Origin of the sequence: Bradyrhizobium sp. AUGA SZCCT0158 (assembly GCF_018130065.1) — a bacterium.
Lineage (GTDB): Bacteria > Pseudomonadota > Alphaproteobacteria > Rhizobiales > Xanthobacteraceae > Bradyrhizobium.
This window is the reverse complement of the sequence record NZ_JAFCME010000015.1, coordinates 64,930-79,462: the sequence shown is the minus strand read 5'-3', so window position 1 is coordinate 79,462 and position 14,533 is coordinate 64,930. Positions and strand designations below refer to the sequence as shown.

Below are 14,533 nucleotides of genomic sequence, written 5' to 3'. Positions count from 1 at the left end.
GTGCGCGTACCTCACAACACCCGATTGCTCTCCTTCACCTTCTCCGCGTCCAGATAAACCTGTCCGCCCATTTCCTTGAACTTCTGGCTCATCGTCGCCATGCCATCCTCGATCACGCCTGACATCGACATGCCGACGCTGCCGGCGACCGCGCGCTTGTCGGGGTCGTTCAGCGTGGCGGCGTAGTCGCGGACGTCCTGCGTGATTTTCATCGAGCAGAACTTTGGGCCGCACATCGAGCAGAAATGGGCGACCTTGTGGGCTTCCTTGGGCAGCGTTTCGTCGTGATAGGCGCGGGCGGTTTCGGGGTCGAGGCCGAGGTTGAACTGGTCCTCCCAGCGGAAGTCGAAGCGGGCGCGGGAGAGGGCGTCGTCGCGCAGCTGGGCTGCGGGATGACCCTTGCCGAGATCGCTGGCGTGGGCGGCGATCTTGTAGGTGATGACGCCGACCTTGACGTCGTCGCGGTTGGGCAAGCCGAGATGCTCCTTCGGCGTCACGTAGCAGAGCATCGCGCAGCCGAACCAGCCGATCATGGCGGCGCCGATGCCTGAGGTGATGTGGTCGTAGCCCGGTGCGATGTCCGTGGTCAGCGGCCCGAGCGTGTAGAACGGCGCCTCGCCGCACTCCTTGAGCTGCTTGTCCATGTTGATCTTGATCTTGTGCAGCGGCACGTGGCCGGGGCCTTCGATCATGACCTGGCAACCCTTCTTCCAGGCGATCTGCGTCAGCTCGCCGAGCGTCTCCAGTTCGGCAAACTGCGCGCGGTCGTTGGCGTCGGCGATCGAGCCGGGACGCAGGCCATCGCCGAGCGAGAACGAGACGTCATACTTGCGCATGAGATCGCAGATCTCTTCGAAATGGGTGTAGAGGAAACTTTCCTTGTGATGCGCGAGACACCACTTCGCCATGATCGAGCCGCCGCGCGACACGATGCCGGTGACGCGGTTGGCGGTGAGGTGGATGTAGGGCAGGCGCACGCCGGCGTGGATCGTGAAATAGTCGACGCCCTGTTCGCACTGCTCGATCAGCGTGTCCTTGTAGAGCTCCCAGGTCAGCTTGACGGGATCGCCGTCGCACTTCTCCAGCGCCTGATAAATGGGAACGGTGCCGATCGGGATCGGGGCGTTGCGCAGAATCCATTCCCGCGTGGTGTGGATGTTGCGGCCCGTCGAGAGGTCCATCACGGTGTCGGCGCCCCAGCGGATCGCCCACACCATCTTGTCGACTTCCTCCTCGACCGAGGAGGTCACCGCGGAGTTGCCGATGTTGGCGTTGATCTTGGTCAGAAAGTTGCGGCCGATGATCATCGGCTCGAGTTCGGCATGGTTGATGTTGCAGGGGATGATGGCGCGGCCGCGCGCGATCTCGCTGCGGACGAATTCCGGCGTCACGAACGCCGGCACCGCGGCGCCAAAGCTTTCGCCGTCGGCGATGGCGGCTTCCGCGCGCTCGAGCTGCACCTTGCGGCCGAGGTTTTCGCGGGTCGCGACGTAGATCATCTCCTTGGTGATGATGCCGGCGCGGGCGAATTCGAGCTGCGTGATCATGTGGCCGTCAAGCCCGCGCAGCGGCTTGTGGTGCGCGGTGAAGGCCTTTGCGGCATGCGAGGCGCCGACATTGCCATTGTCTTCCGGCTTGATGTCGCGGCCTTCATACTCCTCGACGCCGCCGCGCTCCTTCACCCACTCGATGCGCGCGCGCTTCAGGCCGGCGTTGACGTCGATGGTGACGTCAGGATCGGTGTAGGGACCGGAGGTGTCGTAGACCGGCAGGTTAGGCTCGCCGGCGCCTTCGCTCAAAATGATCTCGCGCAGGGGAACGCGGACATCGGCGGCTTCATCGGGGGTGACCCAGATTTTTCGCGAGGCGGGAAGGGGACCGGTGGTGACGGCGGGCAGGGTGGTGTCGGGGTTGGAGCGGATGTTCATGTTATCCTCCGTTGAATTTCTGATTGGTGTTTTTCGTCATTGCGAGCGCAGCGAAGCAATCCATGGTGCGGCAAGCGGAGAGATGGATTGCTTCGTCGCTGCGCTCCTCGCAATGACGTCGATGGTTTAGTGAATTCATCACGCGGCCTTCGCATCCTGGCCGAGCCATTGCCGCACCCGCGCGTCGGGGTCGGTGTTCTGGGTGACGTCTGAGACCACCGCGATCGAGTCGGCGCCGGCCGCAAAGATCTCGGCTGATTGCTCGAACTTGATGCCGCCGATTGCGACCAGCGGGATGTCGCCGATGCGCTTTTTCCATTCGGTGATTTTCGGAATGCCCTGCGGCGCGAAGCGCATCGATTTCAGCGTGGTCGGGAAGATCGGCCCGAGCGCGATGTAATCCGGCGCTGCGCGGAGCGCGGTCGCCAGTTCTTCGTCGTCGTGGGTGGAGATACCGAGCGTCAGCTTTGCCTTGCGGATTTCGTCGAGATCGGCGTCGGCAAGATCTTCCTGGCCGAGATGCAGATGCTCTGCGCCCGCGACGATCGCCGCGCGCCAGTAATCATTGACCACGAGTTTTGTGGACGTGCCCTTGGTCACCGCGAGCGCGTCGCTGACGATCTGCAGCGCCTCGGAGTCGTTCAGGTCCTTGGCGCGCAGCTGGATGGTGCCGACGCCAAGCGCGGTCAGCCGGGCCACCCATTTGACGCTGTCGACGACAGGATAGAATTTATCAGGATACGGCATGCCAGAACGGTGTCCCGATGACAGGGGTTGAAGGGGAGGCGAAATCGCGGGCTTCCATCAGCCCGGCCTCGTAAGCGGTACGTCCAGCCTCGACGCCGAGGCGAAACGCATTCGCCATCGCGACGGGATCGGCGGCTTTTGCGATTGCGGTGTTGAGCAGCACCGCGTCGTAGCCGAGCTCGAGGGCGTGGGCGGCGTGCGACGGCGCGCCGAGGCCGGCATCCACCACCAGCGTGATGTCAGGCAGCCGGTCGCGCAGCAGTTTTAGGGCGTCGCGGTTGGTGATGCCTTTTGCACTTCCAATCGGCGCGGCCCATGGCATCACGACCTTGCAGCCGGCGTCGACCAATCGCATCGCAACCCCGAGGTCTTCGGTGCAGTAGGGAAATACTTCAAAGCCGTCCTTGATCAGGATGCCGGCGGCCTCGACGAGGCCAACCACGTCGGGCTGCAGCGTGTCGTTGTCGGCGATCACTTCCAGCTTGATCCAGGGCGTGCCGAACAATTCGCGCGCCAGCTTGGCCGTGGTCACCGCTTCCTTGACGCTGCGGCAGCCGGCGGTGTTCGGCAGCACCGACACGTCGAGCTCGCGGATCAGCGACCAGAACGCATCCCCGGTCTTGCCGCCGGCGGATTCGCGCCGCAGCGACACGGTGACGATATTGGCGCCGGAGGCGCGGATCGCGCCTTGCATGATCGCCGGCGAGGGATACAGCGCGCTGCCGATCAGCAGGCGTGAGGTGAAGGTTTTGCCGTAGAAGTTCAGCATGGTCGGTATCCCAGCATACAGGCTGTCATCCCCGCGAAGGCGGGGATCCAGTATTCCAGAGGCCGTGGTGTTGAATCGAGAAGCCGCGGCGTACTGGGTCGCCCGGTCAAGCCGGGCGATGACAGCGGAGTTTGACGAACCACCATCCTCACCCTCCCTGCCGTGGCGTGATGATCTCGATCTCGTCGCCGGCTTTCAGCATCGTCTCGGCCCAGCGGCTTTTCGGCAGCACGTCGTAATTCAGCGCGATCGCGAAATGCGTGCCTTCGTATTCGAGCTCGCTGAGCAGCGCGTCGATGCGCGAGGCGGTGATCTCGCGCGCCTCGCCGTTGATGGTCACACGCATTGCATCACCTCATTGTCGATCACGCCGCGCTGCAGATAAGCGAGCGTCAGCTCGGCCAGCGCGGGGGCCAGCAGAAAGCCGTGGCGATAGAGCCCGTTGACGGCGATCTTGTCGTTGTTGATTGCGATCCGCGGCAGATTGTCGGGATAGGCCGGGCGCAGCCCTGAGCCGAATTCGACGATGCGGGCTTCGGCGAAAGCCGGATGCACCGCATAGGCAGCGCCGAGCAATTCCAGTGCCGAGCGCACGCTGACGCCGGTGTCCTCGGCCTCGATCGAGGTCGCGCCCAGCATGAACCTGCCGTCGCCGCGCGGGATCACATAGAGCGGCCAGCGCGGATGGATCAGCCGGACCGGGCGCGCCAGTTCCACTTCCGACGTCTCGACGATGATCATCTCGCCCTTGACGCCGCGCAGCTCCGGCTGCGTGTCGCGCGCGGCCAGGCCACGGCAATCGATCACGATGCCGTCGAGATCGTCCGCGCTGGCGTCATGGTCAAACTTGATCTGGCCGCCGGCCGCGGCGATGCGCGCGTGCAGTTCCGGCAGCACGCGCCGCGGCTCGACATGACCCTCATCGGCGTAAAACAGCCCGTCGCGAAAACGGCCCTCCAGCGACGGTTCGAGTTCGCGCAAGGCTAGCGCGTCCAGCCTGACATGGCCTGACGTGAGCTTGGCAAAACGTTCGAAATCGGCACGGTCGCGCGGATGCGCCACGACCAGCGATCCGTTGAACGGAGTTTTGGGAAAATGCTTGCGCCAGAGGTCGAGCGAGCGGATGCCGAGCCGGCCGATCACCGGTTCCGACGCCTCGGCTTCGCACCAGGGCGCGAGCATGCCGCCGGCCCAATGGCTGGTGGACAGCGTCATCGCGGCGTCACTGCGCTCGTACAGAGTGACGGCGTGGCCGGCCTCTGCGAACAGCAACGCCTGCCATGCGCCGGCAATGCCGGCGCCGATAATAGATACAGGGGAATCCCCCCGCGGCTTGAAACCCTGAAACATCCCTGTCCCTTCGCCGGCATGACCCGGATCAGGTTCAAAGGGTCACCGCGGTCCCAAACCGTGCCATTTGGCAGGTCCAAGCTTGCGGTATCTCAGCTCCTCGTCGGAGCCCCCCTCGGAACAGGTCTAATGTAAGCCGATGTGGGGGCGTGTCAACGCGGCTTGGCGGCGTTTGCACCTGATAAGGCGTCTGGCGGTTGCGGAACCTGCGGCTTCGCCTCGGCGAGTTTCTTCGGACGCTTCTTCGGGATCGGGACGAGCGTCGCTGCTGCTTTCGGCTTTTCGACCACCTCGGCCGGTTTCAAAGCTTCTTTCGGCTCAATAGCTGCTTCCTTCGCCTCCACCGGGGCGTCCCTGGCCGGCGTGATGTCCCTTGGCGGGGCGCTCGCCAGCACCGGTCCCGGCTGGTTCAGCCGTTCCAGCCGCTGGCGCTTTGCAACGTAATAATAGCCGCTGGCGTATAAACGCATGGCGCGGGCATGATCGCTGTTGGCGGCGCGCCAGGCGCCGGCGAGATATTTCACGCCATAGGTGAGATTGGTGTCGGGATCGCGCAGGCCCGCCGCGTCGCCGGCGTAGCCAAGGCCGCGCGCGGTCGGAAGCTTGATCTGCATCAGCCCGATCGTGCCGCCGCGTCCGACCAGATCCGGATGATATCTGCTTTCGCGAACGATCACGCGGTGCACCAGCGCTTCCGGCACATTGTTGGCGCGGGCATGGGCGGCGACCAGGCTTTCATATTGCGCGCGCTGTTGCGCTGCAGCTGGTGGCGCAACCAAAAAAGTTGCCACGACGGAGAACGCGGCCAAGTTCAGCAAAGCTTTCATAAAAAAATCTCGGGAGCGCAACTTGCGCGTTAACGATTTGCGTAACACGATTATTGCGGTGGATCGACGGGCAATAGAGGAAAAATTCGACGCCATTGCGGCGATTGGTTCGAACAGGATTGCGGCGATTCGTCCGAGCATGAATGTCGTGCAAATGATTCGAGGAAGGTTTAAAACCTCGCGACAGCTTGTTCAGTTTCGACAGCAGACCTGTCTATTTCAAATACAAAACAAAAATATCAGCGAGGGGAGATGCGCCATGGCTCGACTGGATTCCAGCTATTTGCCCCGTGAGAATCCCTGTGCCCAATGCGGAACGCCGATCTCGAGACCCGACTGGATCGAAAGCAACGCGGGCCGTACGTCCTTCCTGTGGTATTGCCGCGTCTGCGACTATCAGTTCGAGGCGGTCGCGATCTACGAGGAATCGCATCCGGATTCACTGGCGGCCTGAGTAACAACAAAACCCGATCTACGCAGCAATGCTCTGCTGATGAACCGGCAATTGTATCCGCACCACCAGCCCATGCGGCTGCCGGTCGTGCAGTGACAGCGCGCCGCCATGCGCGAGCACGATGGCGTTGGCGATGGAAAGGCCGAGGCCGAAGCCCGCGGCTTCATCCATGTTGCGGGCGTCGTCGCCGCACACGAACGGCTCCAGCACGTTCAGCTTCTGCGCGTCCAAAATGCCGGGGCCGTCGTCTTCGACGTCGATGGTGATCCGGTCATCAGACACGCGAAGACGGATGACGGCCTCGGCGCCGAACCGCACGGCATTTTCCACGAGGTTGGTGACGCTGCGGTGCAGATCGTCCGGCCGCACCGTCGCCATCGCATGCGCGGGGCCGTCGTAAACGACCTTGCGACCCATGTCGCCGAATTGATCGGTGATCAGCTGCAGCGTGCTGGCGACGTCGGCCAGCGTCATCGATTCAAGCCTGCGGTCGTTGCGCAGGAACGACAGCACCGATTCCAGCATCACGCGCATCTGGTCGAGATCGTCGAGCATGCGGCTGCGATGGGTTTCGTCCTCGATGAATTCGGAGCGCAGCCGCATTCGTGTGATCGGCGTACGCAGATCGTGGCTGATGGCGGCGAGCATTTTGGTGCGGTCGTCGATCAGGCCGGTGATGCGCGCGCATCCGGTTCAGCGCCCGTGCGACCGCGCGGATTTCCTCCGGCCCACGCTCGGGCAGCGGCGCCGCCGCGCCGTTGAGGCTGAAGCTTTCGGCGGCCTTTGCGGGTCCTGGCGGACCGGGTGGCCCCGGCGGCGCCGTTGGGCCGCCTCCCGGCGGTCCGCCGCCCGCGGACGGTGCGTCCTCGAGTGACGACACTTCTTCGAGCACCACTTCGCTCGACGACATCCTCAAGCAGTTTTTGCAGACGCTGCAGGAATCACTGTCGGCGTCGTCATCCACGAGCTACAGCGCGACCGGCAGTTCGGGCACATCGAGCACCGGTGGGTCGTTCTCGGCGTTGCTGATCGACTACCGGAGCTGACGTCTTTTCTGCGCAGCGAGCGATGTAGCCATCCTTCGCAGCCATCCTTGCCGAAAGGGAAGGGAGGCTGTCTCATTTTGCGGTGCGGGAACTGGCCACCGGCTGGAGCGTTAGACTCTTGATTCATGTGTGGAGGGTCCGATGGCAATCGACGTCATGACCAAGCCGCATCAGTTGATCGCGAGCGATCGTGTCGAAGGCACCGCGGTGCGACGACCGAACGGCGACATGATCGGCCATATCGAACGGCTGATGATCGACAAGATCTCCGGCAAAGTATCTTACGCCGTGTTGAGCTTCGGCGGGTTCCTCGGCATGGGCACCAACCTGCTTCCGTTGCCCTGGGGCCGGCTGAGCTACAATACCAAATTCGAAGCCTACGAACTCGACATCGACGATGAAGAGTTGAAGCGTGCGCCGTCGTTCCGCGCCGACAAGGATTTCGATTGGGGCGATCGCGCGCAGGAAGCGGAACTGCATCGCTACTACGGCATGCCGCCTTACTGGGGCGGATTCTAGAGCGTTTTCAAGCGAAGCGGGGAGCGGTTCGCGTTAAGAAAACGGGCAAAATATCAAGTCGCGCCTGTGTTCCATTCTCGAAACATTGGAACACTTGCTCATGTGGCGGGTTTTCTCGGCATCGATTTCGAAACTGAGGAGAACCGATATGTTAGCCAAATATACCATCGCCGGCCTGGCCGGTTCTGCGTTGCTTGCATCGGTCGCGTTCGCACAGGCACCGACGACTCCCGCTGAACCGAGCAAGGCCCCAGCGCCTGCCGCTGAAACAAGCAAGGCGCCAGCGCCTGCGACGGCGTCTGACATGTCTTCGTCGTTCCAGGGCACCTGGCGCGCCTCGAAGATGGTCGGCTTGAACGTGTACAACGACAAGAATGAAAGCCTCGGCTCGATCAACGACCTGCTCACCGACAAGAGCGGTGACATCAAGGCCGTGGTGATCGGCGTTGGCGGCTTCCTCGGCGTCGGCGAGCATCTGGTTGCGGTGCCGCTCGACAAGGTCAAATTCGTGATGGAGCCCGTCGCCTATACCGGCGCCGCAAACGCGCCCGCCAGCGGCGGCGCACGGCCGGGATCGACCACGACCACGGGTGCGGCCACGGCGCCTGCGGCTAAGTCGAATCCCTGGTATCCGGATCACGCCGTGCTCAGCGCGACCAAGGATGAGCTGAAGGCGATGAGCGAGTTCAAGTACTCGACCAACTAAGCTCGCGACTTTAAGTCTCGACTAACTAACGGAAACGCGCCCGGTCAGCGGGCGCGTTTTTGTTTTTCGTCATTGCGAGCTCCACGAAGCAATCCATTCCTTCTTTGCGCCGCGGCATGGATTGCTTCGCGGAGCCTGTCATCGGGCGCGCATTCGCGCGACCCGTTGGCTCGCAATGACGACAGAATGCTGCACCGCATCCTATCAGGCCCCGAATCCCGATGTTAGGCTGAGGCGCGGCAGGAGCACCTTTAAGTCCTGCCTGTAACATCAACGGGAGGACGACATGGCTGAGAGCGTCTACAAGGTGATTGAGCTGATCGGTACCAGCAAGGACTCCTGGGAAAAGGCCGCGTCCGCGGCTGTGGCGAGGGCCGGAAAATCCTTGCGCGATCTTCGCGTCGCCGAAATCGTGCAGCTCGATCTGCAACTGGACGCCAAAGGCAAGGTCGAAGCCTACCGCGCCAAGGTGAAAGTCTCGTTCAAATTTGAAGGGTGATATACGCGTACCCACCACCGTCATGGCCGGGCATAGCCGTCCGAAGGACGGCGTCGCTTCCGCTAGCCTATGCCCGGCCATCCACGTCTTTCTTGCTTGACGGAAGTCTAGACGTGGATGCCCGGGACAAGCCCGGGCATGACGACTTCTAATATCGACGGCGCTCACAATCCCGGCAGTGCGGTCACAAACACATTGATGGCGCCTTCGGCTTCCGCGATCACGCGCAGCGTTTTTGAATCGAAGGCGATGTCGGCCAGCCGCAGCTTGGTGATCTCGGCAGAGACGCGAATGCCGTCCTCGTTCTTCTGGAAGTCCGCGATCACGGCGGCGATCTTTTTCTGCGCATTGCTGGCGAAGGGCTTGAGGTCGACGGTGGCCTTGTCCGCCAGCGCCTTCTGCAGATGTGGCATCGCCGCGCGCGCGGCGGCACCGAGCAGGCCGAACGCTGCTTCCGACTCGACCGCGAGCTCGACATCGGTCAGCCGCAGGGTCTGCTGTGCCTGATCGAGCACCGGCTTGCCCCAGATATGCACATTGGCCTCGCCGCCGAAGCCGAAGAAACTCTTCTTCTCCTTGGCGTTCACCAACAGCGAAATCAGCAGGCGATTGCCGGATGCCGCCACCGTGGCGCGCTTCACGGTGACGTCGACTGAACCCGAGCCGTCCTCGGGAAAGGTCTTTCCGGCGAACTGCGCCTCGATGATCTTGTTGATGTCGGTGAAGGGCATGTCGACGGGGACGCCGATCGCGACCCGGCCCGGCGTCGGCGGCACGATCGAGATGGTCGCGGGAAACGGGCAACTGGGCTTGGTCTCGACCGGGGTGATGCGGGTCTCCGCCTCGATGCCGAGCGTCAGTATCAGCGCCTGCGCGTCGACGCGCGGTTGGGCTGCGATGGCCCGTGTCGGCCGCAGCTCCAGCCACAGCGCCGGCAGCGATGAGCTGGCGCCGGTGCCCTGCAGCGGGATCGAGCGGCAGGCCTTGGCCCATTGCACCTTCGCGTTGTTTTCAAACGTGGGATCGTTACGCATCCGCGCCTGCACCAGATTGATCTGATCGGCGACCGTCTTGTCGATCAGCGGCTTGACCTGGGCCGGCACGTTGATGCGGGCACCGGCCATCGTCACGCTGGTGTCGCCCAGATTCACCTGGGCGGCGAGATTGGGCTCGATGCGCCAGGCGGCGGCGATCTTGGGCCGCGCGGTGATGACGACATTGCCCTTGATCTCGGCTGACGCGTTGAGGTTCTTGATGTTCACGCTGCCGATCTGTTTGGCGACGTTGCCGCCGAGCAGGCCGCCGAGCGCGTCGCCGACCGCCCCCGTTGCCTTTGCCGACAGCGAACCGGTGACGTTGAGCATCCCGGTCAGCGGCGTCGTCAGCGTCAGCGCGTCCTGCGCGCCGGTCGCGGCGATCGGTCCGCGCGAGGCGGTCCAGCCGATATCGGCGTTCTGCAGGATCTGCGAGATGGGATTTTCGGCCTTGCCGTTGAAGGCGCGCGGCGAAGCCCGATCGGCGGCGTCGCGGATCGCCGTCAACGCGACCGCGATCGGCGCCATCACGGTGGAGCTGCGCGGGGCGGGAGCGAGTGGCGGCAATTCGACAAGCGCCGGCGGCTTGACCGTGCCGCGCGGCGCCAGCCAATCCATAGCTTTCAGGCTGATCAGAAACGAAACCGCGATCACTGCGGCCCCGATCAGGATCGTTTTGGAATGCATCGGCAGACGCATCGTCCCCCCGGACCGATTGAGCCCTGGCATTTTCGGACCGCTTCGCGCGAAGAAAACGCGTCAAAAACAAGGCTGGAGCCCGACCGGCTCCGGCGGGAATTTTACAGGGACGGGGCGGGCGGCGCCAGAGCGGGATCAGGCCGGTCGTCGGATGCGTTAACGCCGGCGCCTGGCGAGCCCGTTGCTGTTCGGCCAGCCCGCGGCACCGTCGGTTCTCAAGGGCAGGTTCCAGCTGGCGGCGTGTGCTTGAGCGCGCGGCCGGCAGCTACGGCGGTCAGTTTGCCGTCCAGAACGGAGGCCGCCCCATTGACCAATAGTGCCTGCACGCCGACGCTCAGTTCGCGAGGGCGCACATAGTCCGCCCTGGGGGCGTAGCGGGCAGGGTCGAACACCACGACGTCGGCAAAATAGCCGGGCCTCAAATAACCGCGCCGGTCGAGCTTGAAAATGTCGGCCGACAGGCCGGTGGACTGGCGGATGAACGTCTTCAGGTCGATGACGTGCCTCTCCTGGACATAGACCGCATATTTTTGCGGAAAGGTCGCATATTGGCGGGGATGGCCATCGGTGCCGTCAGAACCGGTGACCACCCACGGCTGCTTCATGACGAGGTCGACGTCGCTGTCGATCATGTTGAACGAGGCGATCGAATCCTTGACATTGGCGCGGAGAATCCGCACCGCGGCGTCGACCGGTTCGACCTTCCATGTTTCCGCCATCTCCGAAAGCCGCTTGCCAGTCCATGGCCGCTCAACGCTGGTCAGCAGGATAGATTCGGCGCCGCCGCGGCGTCGCAGGTTCTCGATCATCTCAACGCGTATCCTGACCATCGCCGCCGGATCATCGAAGCGCTGGATCATGGCCGGATAGCCACCGTCGACCGCCCAGCGCGGCACGAGCGCAGCGTCGAGGCTGGTGCTCGACGCCAGCCATGGATACTGGTCGGCCGTCACCCGCTGGCCGGTCGCTCTCGCCGCCTCGATCAACCGGATCACATCCGGCACCTGTCCCTGCAGATCGACGCCGAGCGCTTTCAGATGCGCGAAGTGGACTGGGATCTCGGCTTCGCGGCCGATCTGCAAAACCTCCCTGGCCGAGTTCATCAGGCCGATGGAGTAGGAGCTCTCGTCGCGCTGATGGGTGTCATAGATGCCGCCGCGCCGGGCGGCCTCCCTGGCCAGGGCCACCACCTCGTCAGTCTTGGCGAAACTCTGCGGGGCGTAGAACAGCCCGGCGGAAAGCCCGATCGCCCCCTCGCACATGCCCTTGGCGACGAGTTCCTTCATGCGCTCCAGTTCCGGTGGGGTGGGCGCGCGGGCATTATGGCCGAGCACCGCCTCGCGCACCGCGCCGAACCCGACATAGCTGGCGATGTTGGTGCCGATCTTCTCCGCTTCCAGCCGGGCGTGATCGGCGGCCACCGCCGGATCGCCCCTGCCGTCGACGCCGATGAAGATGGTCGAGACACCCTGCATCTGCCACGGCGCGTTCAGGCGCTTGGCCGCATCGGGCGAGCGGATGAAGCTCTCCGGGTGGGTATGAACGTCAATGAATCCGGGCGCCACGATCATGCCCTGCCCGGCGATGTTCGCTGTTGCGGCAGGTGCGCCGGCGGAAGGGCCGACATAGACGATCTTGTCCGCGGTGACCGCGATGTCGCCGACAAGCGGGGCTTCGTCGCCACCGGTGTAGATGGTGCCACCCCGGATGGCGAGATCGGCAGTCTGTGCGACGGCTGCGCCGGCGTTCGCGATGAATCCGGCGCACACGGCGGCAAGCAGGGCAGGCGTGCATTTCATTGGCAATCTCCGCAGGCGGACGGCGTCCTGGAACAGCGCGGCGAGGAGCGTCATCGTCGTTGCCGCCAAGTCTTGGGAATTGTTCGTGATGTCCGGCGGGATACTAGTTGGCGCGATCTGACCGATCCAATGCAAAATTCACATTGGACATGCCGGACCTGGCACGAGGATTTGCGCTGGTGGCGACGGGTGTGTAGATTCACTCGAAGTCAGCGAGCCGTCGTTGACGAAGGCCTCAGCAATGCTGAGGTTGATCCTGTCCGTGAGGCTGGATTGGGTGGCGGCTCGCTGGCGTCCGGCTTTCGCCAAGGGTCAGCCAAGGCTCCGCGAAGACTCCGCGCGATCATCTGCACCAAAATCCCCGCACATCGATCGCGGACGACGATTGTTCGTCGGGCGCAGGATAGAGTTACGAGCGGCGCCCAACGGGCCGCGCTTTGCGCACGCCCGTTGGGCTCACTCCACCTTTCGGACTAGCCGCCGGGCGGTGTGTATGAGCCACGAAGCTGGACCGCCTTCTGGCGAACCAGCATGATTTCATCCTGCGTCCACAACCGAGTCAGGGTTACATTGTGGATGGCTCCGGATGCCACCACCGTGCCCGAAATGGCCGGTGCTGCATTGGGGTCAGGTACATCGAAGATTACCAGAACGCCGGGTCCATCGGCCGCGGTGCTGTACATCGAAAGCAATTTGCCACCAGCTGCTTCGATCAGCTTTTTCGCCGCTTCCTGGCGATTGGTCTTGGGATTTTCCAAAATCTTGTTGAGAGCTTGAGGCGTATATTGTGCCGTCATACAAAAATGCATGATGTCCTCCTGTTGGGTGTGTTTGATCAACGAGGCGCACGCCTCCCTGCCGACTCCATTGAAAACGGATCGGCCCCCCAAAACGTGAGATGAACATTGCAAGCCCGCCGTGGGCAAAATACCGCTAGCACTCCAACGGGCCTTCGGCACTGCCCGCTTGCGGCTGCCGGTTAACCTACATCAATCGCGCGTCATGCGGAAGAGCGCTTGGGCCGAGACCGTTCGGCTTAATCATAAAGCGGAGCCGACGATCCCTCTAGCGTCGAAGGATCGGTCCGGCGCAGGAAGAAGCACGCGGTGAAAATCGCCAACGCGCTGAAGCCATATGGAGCTTATGGAATCGCTGGCGAAGTGCCGACTGAGTCATTCCGCCTTGATGTTTGCCGTGCGGATCACCTTGCCCCACTTCTCGGTTTCATCGGCGATGAACGTGCCGAAGTCGGCAGACGAGCCTGAAAGCATCGCGCCGCCGAGATCGGTAAGCCGCGCCCTTGCCACAGGGCTTGCGAGGATCGCGTTGATTTCCTTGTTGAGCAGGCCAACAATTTCGGCTGGCGTGTCCTTCGGGGCGCCAACGCCGAAAAACGCACTCGCCTCGAAGCCCGGCACGCTGTCGCCTACCGTCGGGATGTCAGGCAAGCCATGCCAGCGTGTTGCGGTTGTGACCGCCAATGCCCGCAGTCGGCCAGCCCTGATGTGTTCGATCGAATTGGAGACGTTATCGAAGGCGACCTGTATTCGGCCACTCAGCAGGTCGGTCAGCACGCCCGGCATGCCGCGATACGGCACATGCACCATGTCGACGCCGGTCATTTGCTTGAACAACTCGGCGCAGACATGGACGGAGGTTCCGATGCCGGCCGAGCCGTAGCTGATGCTGCCGGGATTGGCCTTGGCATAGGCAATAAGCTCAGGAACGGTCTCGACCGGGAGTGATGGAGTTACCTCCATGACATTCGGAACACGCATGATGGCCGCGACCGGCGAGATGTCGCGGATGAAATTGAAACTGAGATTGCCGTAAAGCGCCGGGCTGATTGCATTCCCGACGCTGATCAGGAGCAGCGTGTGGCCATCGGGTGACGCGCGAACCACCGCTTCGGTGGCGATGTTGCTGCCGGCGCCCAGACGGTTCTCAACGATGAATTGTTGCCCGAGGCGCTCCGACAAGGCCTGGCCAATGATGCGCGCCAGGATGTCAACGATGCCGCCGGCAGCGAACCCGGCGATGATCCGAACCGGCCGAGACGGATAGGTCTGCGCCCGCGCTATCCGCGAAGCGGCCGGGAACGCGGCAGCACCCGCTGCCAGATTCAAAAATCGACGGCGCTGAAGCTTCATGAATCC

General features: G+C 63.2%; 14 protein-coding genes, 2 pseudogenes and 1 riboswitch. Of the genes and pseudogenes, 5 read left to right on the top strand and 11 right to left on the bottom strand.

The annotated features are described in order from the left end of the window. Window positions 1-11: 11 nt before the first annotated feature. The 6 genes and pseudogenes from thiC to JQ574_RS35215 all read right to left on the bottom strand — a co-directional run. Window positions 12-1,928, bottom strand: coding sequence for a phosphomethylpyrimidine synthase ThiC (gene thiC / locus JQ574_RS21590; RefSeq protein WP_212211695.1), 1,917 nt, complete (start codon window positions 1,926-1,928; stop codon window positions 12-14). A gap of 138 nt (window positions 1,929-2,066) precedes the next feature. Continuing rightward, complete coding sequence (locus tag JQ574_RS21585) at window positions 2,067-2,675, bottom strand: thiamine phosphate synthase (RefSeq protein WP_212211693.1); 609 nt, start codon at window positions 2,673-2,675, stop codon at window positions 2,067-2,069. Beyond that, window positions 2,662-3,444, bottom strand: a complete 783-nt coding sequence (locus JQ574_RS21580; RefSeq protein WP_212211691.1) for a thiazole synthase — start codon at window positions 3,442-3,444, stop codon at window positions 2,662-2,664. The genes JQ574_RS21585 and JQ574_RS21580 overlap by 14 nt, the downstream gene beginning before the upstream one ends. Before the next feature lie 148 nt (window positions 3,445-3,592). Beyond that, window positions 3,593-3,790, bottom strand: a complete 198-nt coding sequence (thiS, locus tag JQ574_RS21575; RefSeq protein WP_212211688.1) for a sulfur carrier protein ThiS — start codon at window positions 3,788-3,790, stop codon at window positions 3,593-3,595. Next, window positions 3,781-4,794: an FAD-dependent oxidoreductase gene (locus tag JQ574_RS21570; protein ID WP_212275960.1), complete on the bottom strand. Its 1,014-nt coding sequence runs from the start codon at window positions 4,792-4,794 to the stop codon at window positions 3,781-3,783. The genes thiS and JQ574_RS21570 overlap by 10 nt, the downstream gene beginning before the upstream one ends. After that, window positions 4,782-4,920: riboswitch (TPP riboswitch) on the bottom strand. It overlaps the preceding gene by 13 nt. Before the next feature lie 278 nt (window positions 4,921-5,198). Further along, window positions 5,199-5,621 (bottom strand): annotated as a pseudogene (locus JQ574_RS35215) (transglycosylase SLT domain-containing protein); the annotation flags it as partial. Window positions 5,622-5,643: 22 nt separating this feature from the next. Between JQ574_RS35215 and JQ574_RS35730 the strand changes: the two are divergent. Then, on the top strand, window positions 5,644-6,075 hold the full coding sequence (locus JQ574_RS35730; RefSeq protein WP_312014678.1) for a hypothetical protein: 432 nt from the start codon (window positions 5,644-5,646) through the stop codon (window positions 6,073-6,075). An 18-nt stretch (window positions 6,076-6,093) separates the two neighbouring features. On the opposite strand, the pseudogene JQ574_RS21555 reads toward JQ574_RS35730, so the two are convergent. After that, window positions 6,094-6,862: pseudogene (locus JQ574_RS21555) on the bottom strand (ATP-binding protein); the annotation flags it as partial. Between JQ574_RS21555 and JQ574_RS21550 the strand changes: the two are divergent. From JQ574_RS21550 to JQ574_RS21535, 4 genes are all read left to right on the top strand, one after another. Continuing rightward, window positions 6,834-7,121, top strand: a complete 288-nt coding sequence (locus tag JQ574_RS21550; protein WP_212211713.1) for a hypothetical protein — start codon at window positions 6,834-6,836, stop codon at window positions 7,119-7,121. The pseudogene JQ574_RS21555 and the gene JQ574_RS21550 overlap by 29 nt on opposite strands. Before the next feature lie 141 nt (window positions 7,122-7,262). Then, on the top strand, window positions 7,263-7,640 hold the full coding sequence (locus JQ574_RS21545) for a PRC-barrel domain-containing protein (RefSeq protein WP_212033827.1): 378 nt from the start codon (window positions 7,263-7,265) through the stop codon (window positions 7,638-7,640). Window positions 7,641-7,788: 148 nt separating this feature from the next. Beyond that, on the top strand, window positions 7,789-8,346 hold the full coding sequence (locus JQ574_RS21540) for a PRC-barrel domain-containing protein (RefSeq protein WP_212211681.1): 558 nt from the start codon (window positions 7,789-7,791) through the stop codon (window positions 8,344-8,346). Between the two features lie 286 nt (window positions 8,347-8,632). After that, window positions 8,633-8,845, top strand: a complete 213-nt coding sequence (locus JQ574_RS21535; RefSeq protein ID WP_212211674.1) for a dodecin family protein — start codon at window positions 8,633-8,635, stop codon at window positions 8,843-8,845. A 164-nt stretch (window positions 8,846-9,009) separates the two neighbouring features. On the opposite strand, the gene JQ574_RS21530 is transcribed toward JQ574_RS21535, so the two are convergent. The 4 genes from JQ574_RS21530 to JQ574_RS21515 all read right to left on the bottom strand — a co-directional run bounded on the left by JQ574_RS21530 (window position 9,010) and on the right by JQ574_RS21515 (window position 14,527). Next, window positions 9,010-10,578, bottom strand: a complete 1,569-nt coding sequence (locus tag JQ574_RS21530) for a DUF4403 family protein (RefSeq protein WP_212211673.1) — start codon at window positions 10,576-10,578, stop codon at window positions 9,010-9,012. A 215-nt stretch (window positions 10,579-10,793) separates the two neighbouring features. Further along, complete coding sequence (locus JQ574_RS21525; RefSeq protein WP_212211671.1) at window positions 10,794-12,431, bottom strand: amidohydrolase family protein; 1,638 nt, start codon at window positions 12,429-12,431, stop codon at window positions 10,794-10,796. A gap of 419 nt (window positions 12,432-12,850) precedes the next feature. Further along, complete coding sequence (locus JQ574_RS21520) at window positions 12,851-13,216, bottom strand: GYD domain-containing protein (RefSeq protein WP_249119512.1); 366 nt, start codon at window positions 13,214-13,216, stop codon at window positions 12,851-12,853. Window positions 13,217-13,549: 333 nt separating this feature from the next. Next, window positions 13,550-14,527, bottom strand: coding sequence for a tripartite tricarboxylate transporter substrate binding protein (locus JQ574_RS21515; protein ID WP_212211669.1), 978 nt, complete (start codon window positions 14,525-14,527; stop codon window positions 13,550-13,552). Window positions 14,528-14,533: the final 6 nt, after the last annotated feature.

Excerpts from the sequence above, each read along its gene's own strand:
- thiC (WP_212211695.1), bottom strand. The coding sequence starts at position 1,928 with ATGAACATCCGCTCCAACCCCGACACCACCCTGCCCGCCGTCACCACC.
- JQ574_RS21585 (WP_212211693.1), bottom strand. The coding sequence starts at position 2,675 with ATGCCGTATCCTGATAAATTCTATCCTGTCGTCGACAGCGTCAAATGG.
- JQ574_RS21580 (WP_212211691.1), bottom strand. The coding sequence starts at position 3,444 with ATGCTGAACTTCTACGGCAAAACCTTCACCTCACGCCTGCTGATCGGC.
- thiS (WP_212211688.1), bottom strand. The coding sequence starts at position 3,790 with ATGCGTGTGACCATCAACGGCGAGGCGCGCGAGATCACCGCCTCGCGC.
- JQ574_RS21570 (WP_212275960.1), bottom strand. The coding sequence starts at position 4,794 with ATGTTTCAGGGTTTCAAGCCGCGGGGGGATTCCCCTGTATCTATTATC.
- JQ574_RS21545 (WP_212033827.1), top strand. The coding sequence starts at position 7,263 with ATGGCAATCGACGTCATGACCAAGCCGCATCAGTTGATCGCGAGCGAT.
- JQ574_RS21540 (WP_212211681.1), top strand. The coding sequence starts at position 7,789 with ATGTTAGCCAAATATACCATCGCCGGCCTGGCCGGTTCTGCGTTGCTT.
- JQ574_RS21535 (WP_212211674.1), top strand. The coding sequence starts at position 8,633 with ATGGCTGAGAGCGTCTACAAGGTGATTGAGCTGATCGGTACCAGCAAG.
- JQ574_RS21530 (WP_212211673.1), bottom strand. The coding sequence starts at position 10,578 with ATGCGTCTGCCGATGCATTCCAAAACGATCCTGATCGGGGCCGCAGTG.
- JQ574_RS21525 (WP_212211671.1), bottom strand. The coding sequence starts at position 12,431 with ATGACGCTCCTCGCCGCGCTGTTCCAGGACGCCGTCCGCCTGCGGAGA.
- JQ574_RS21515 (WP_212211669.1), bottom strand. The coding sequence starts at position 14,527 with ATGAAGCTTCAGCGCCGTCGATTTTTGAATCTGGCAGCGGGTGCTGCC.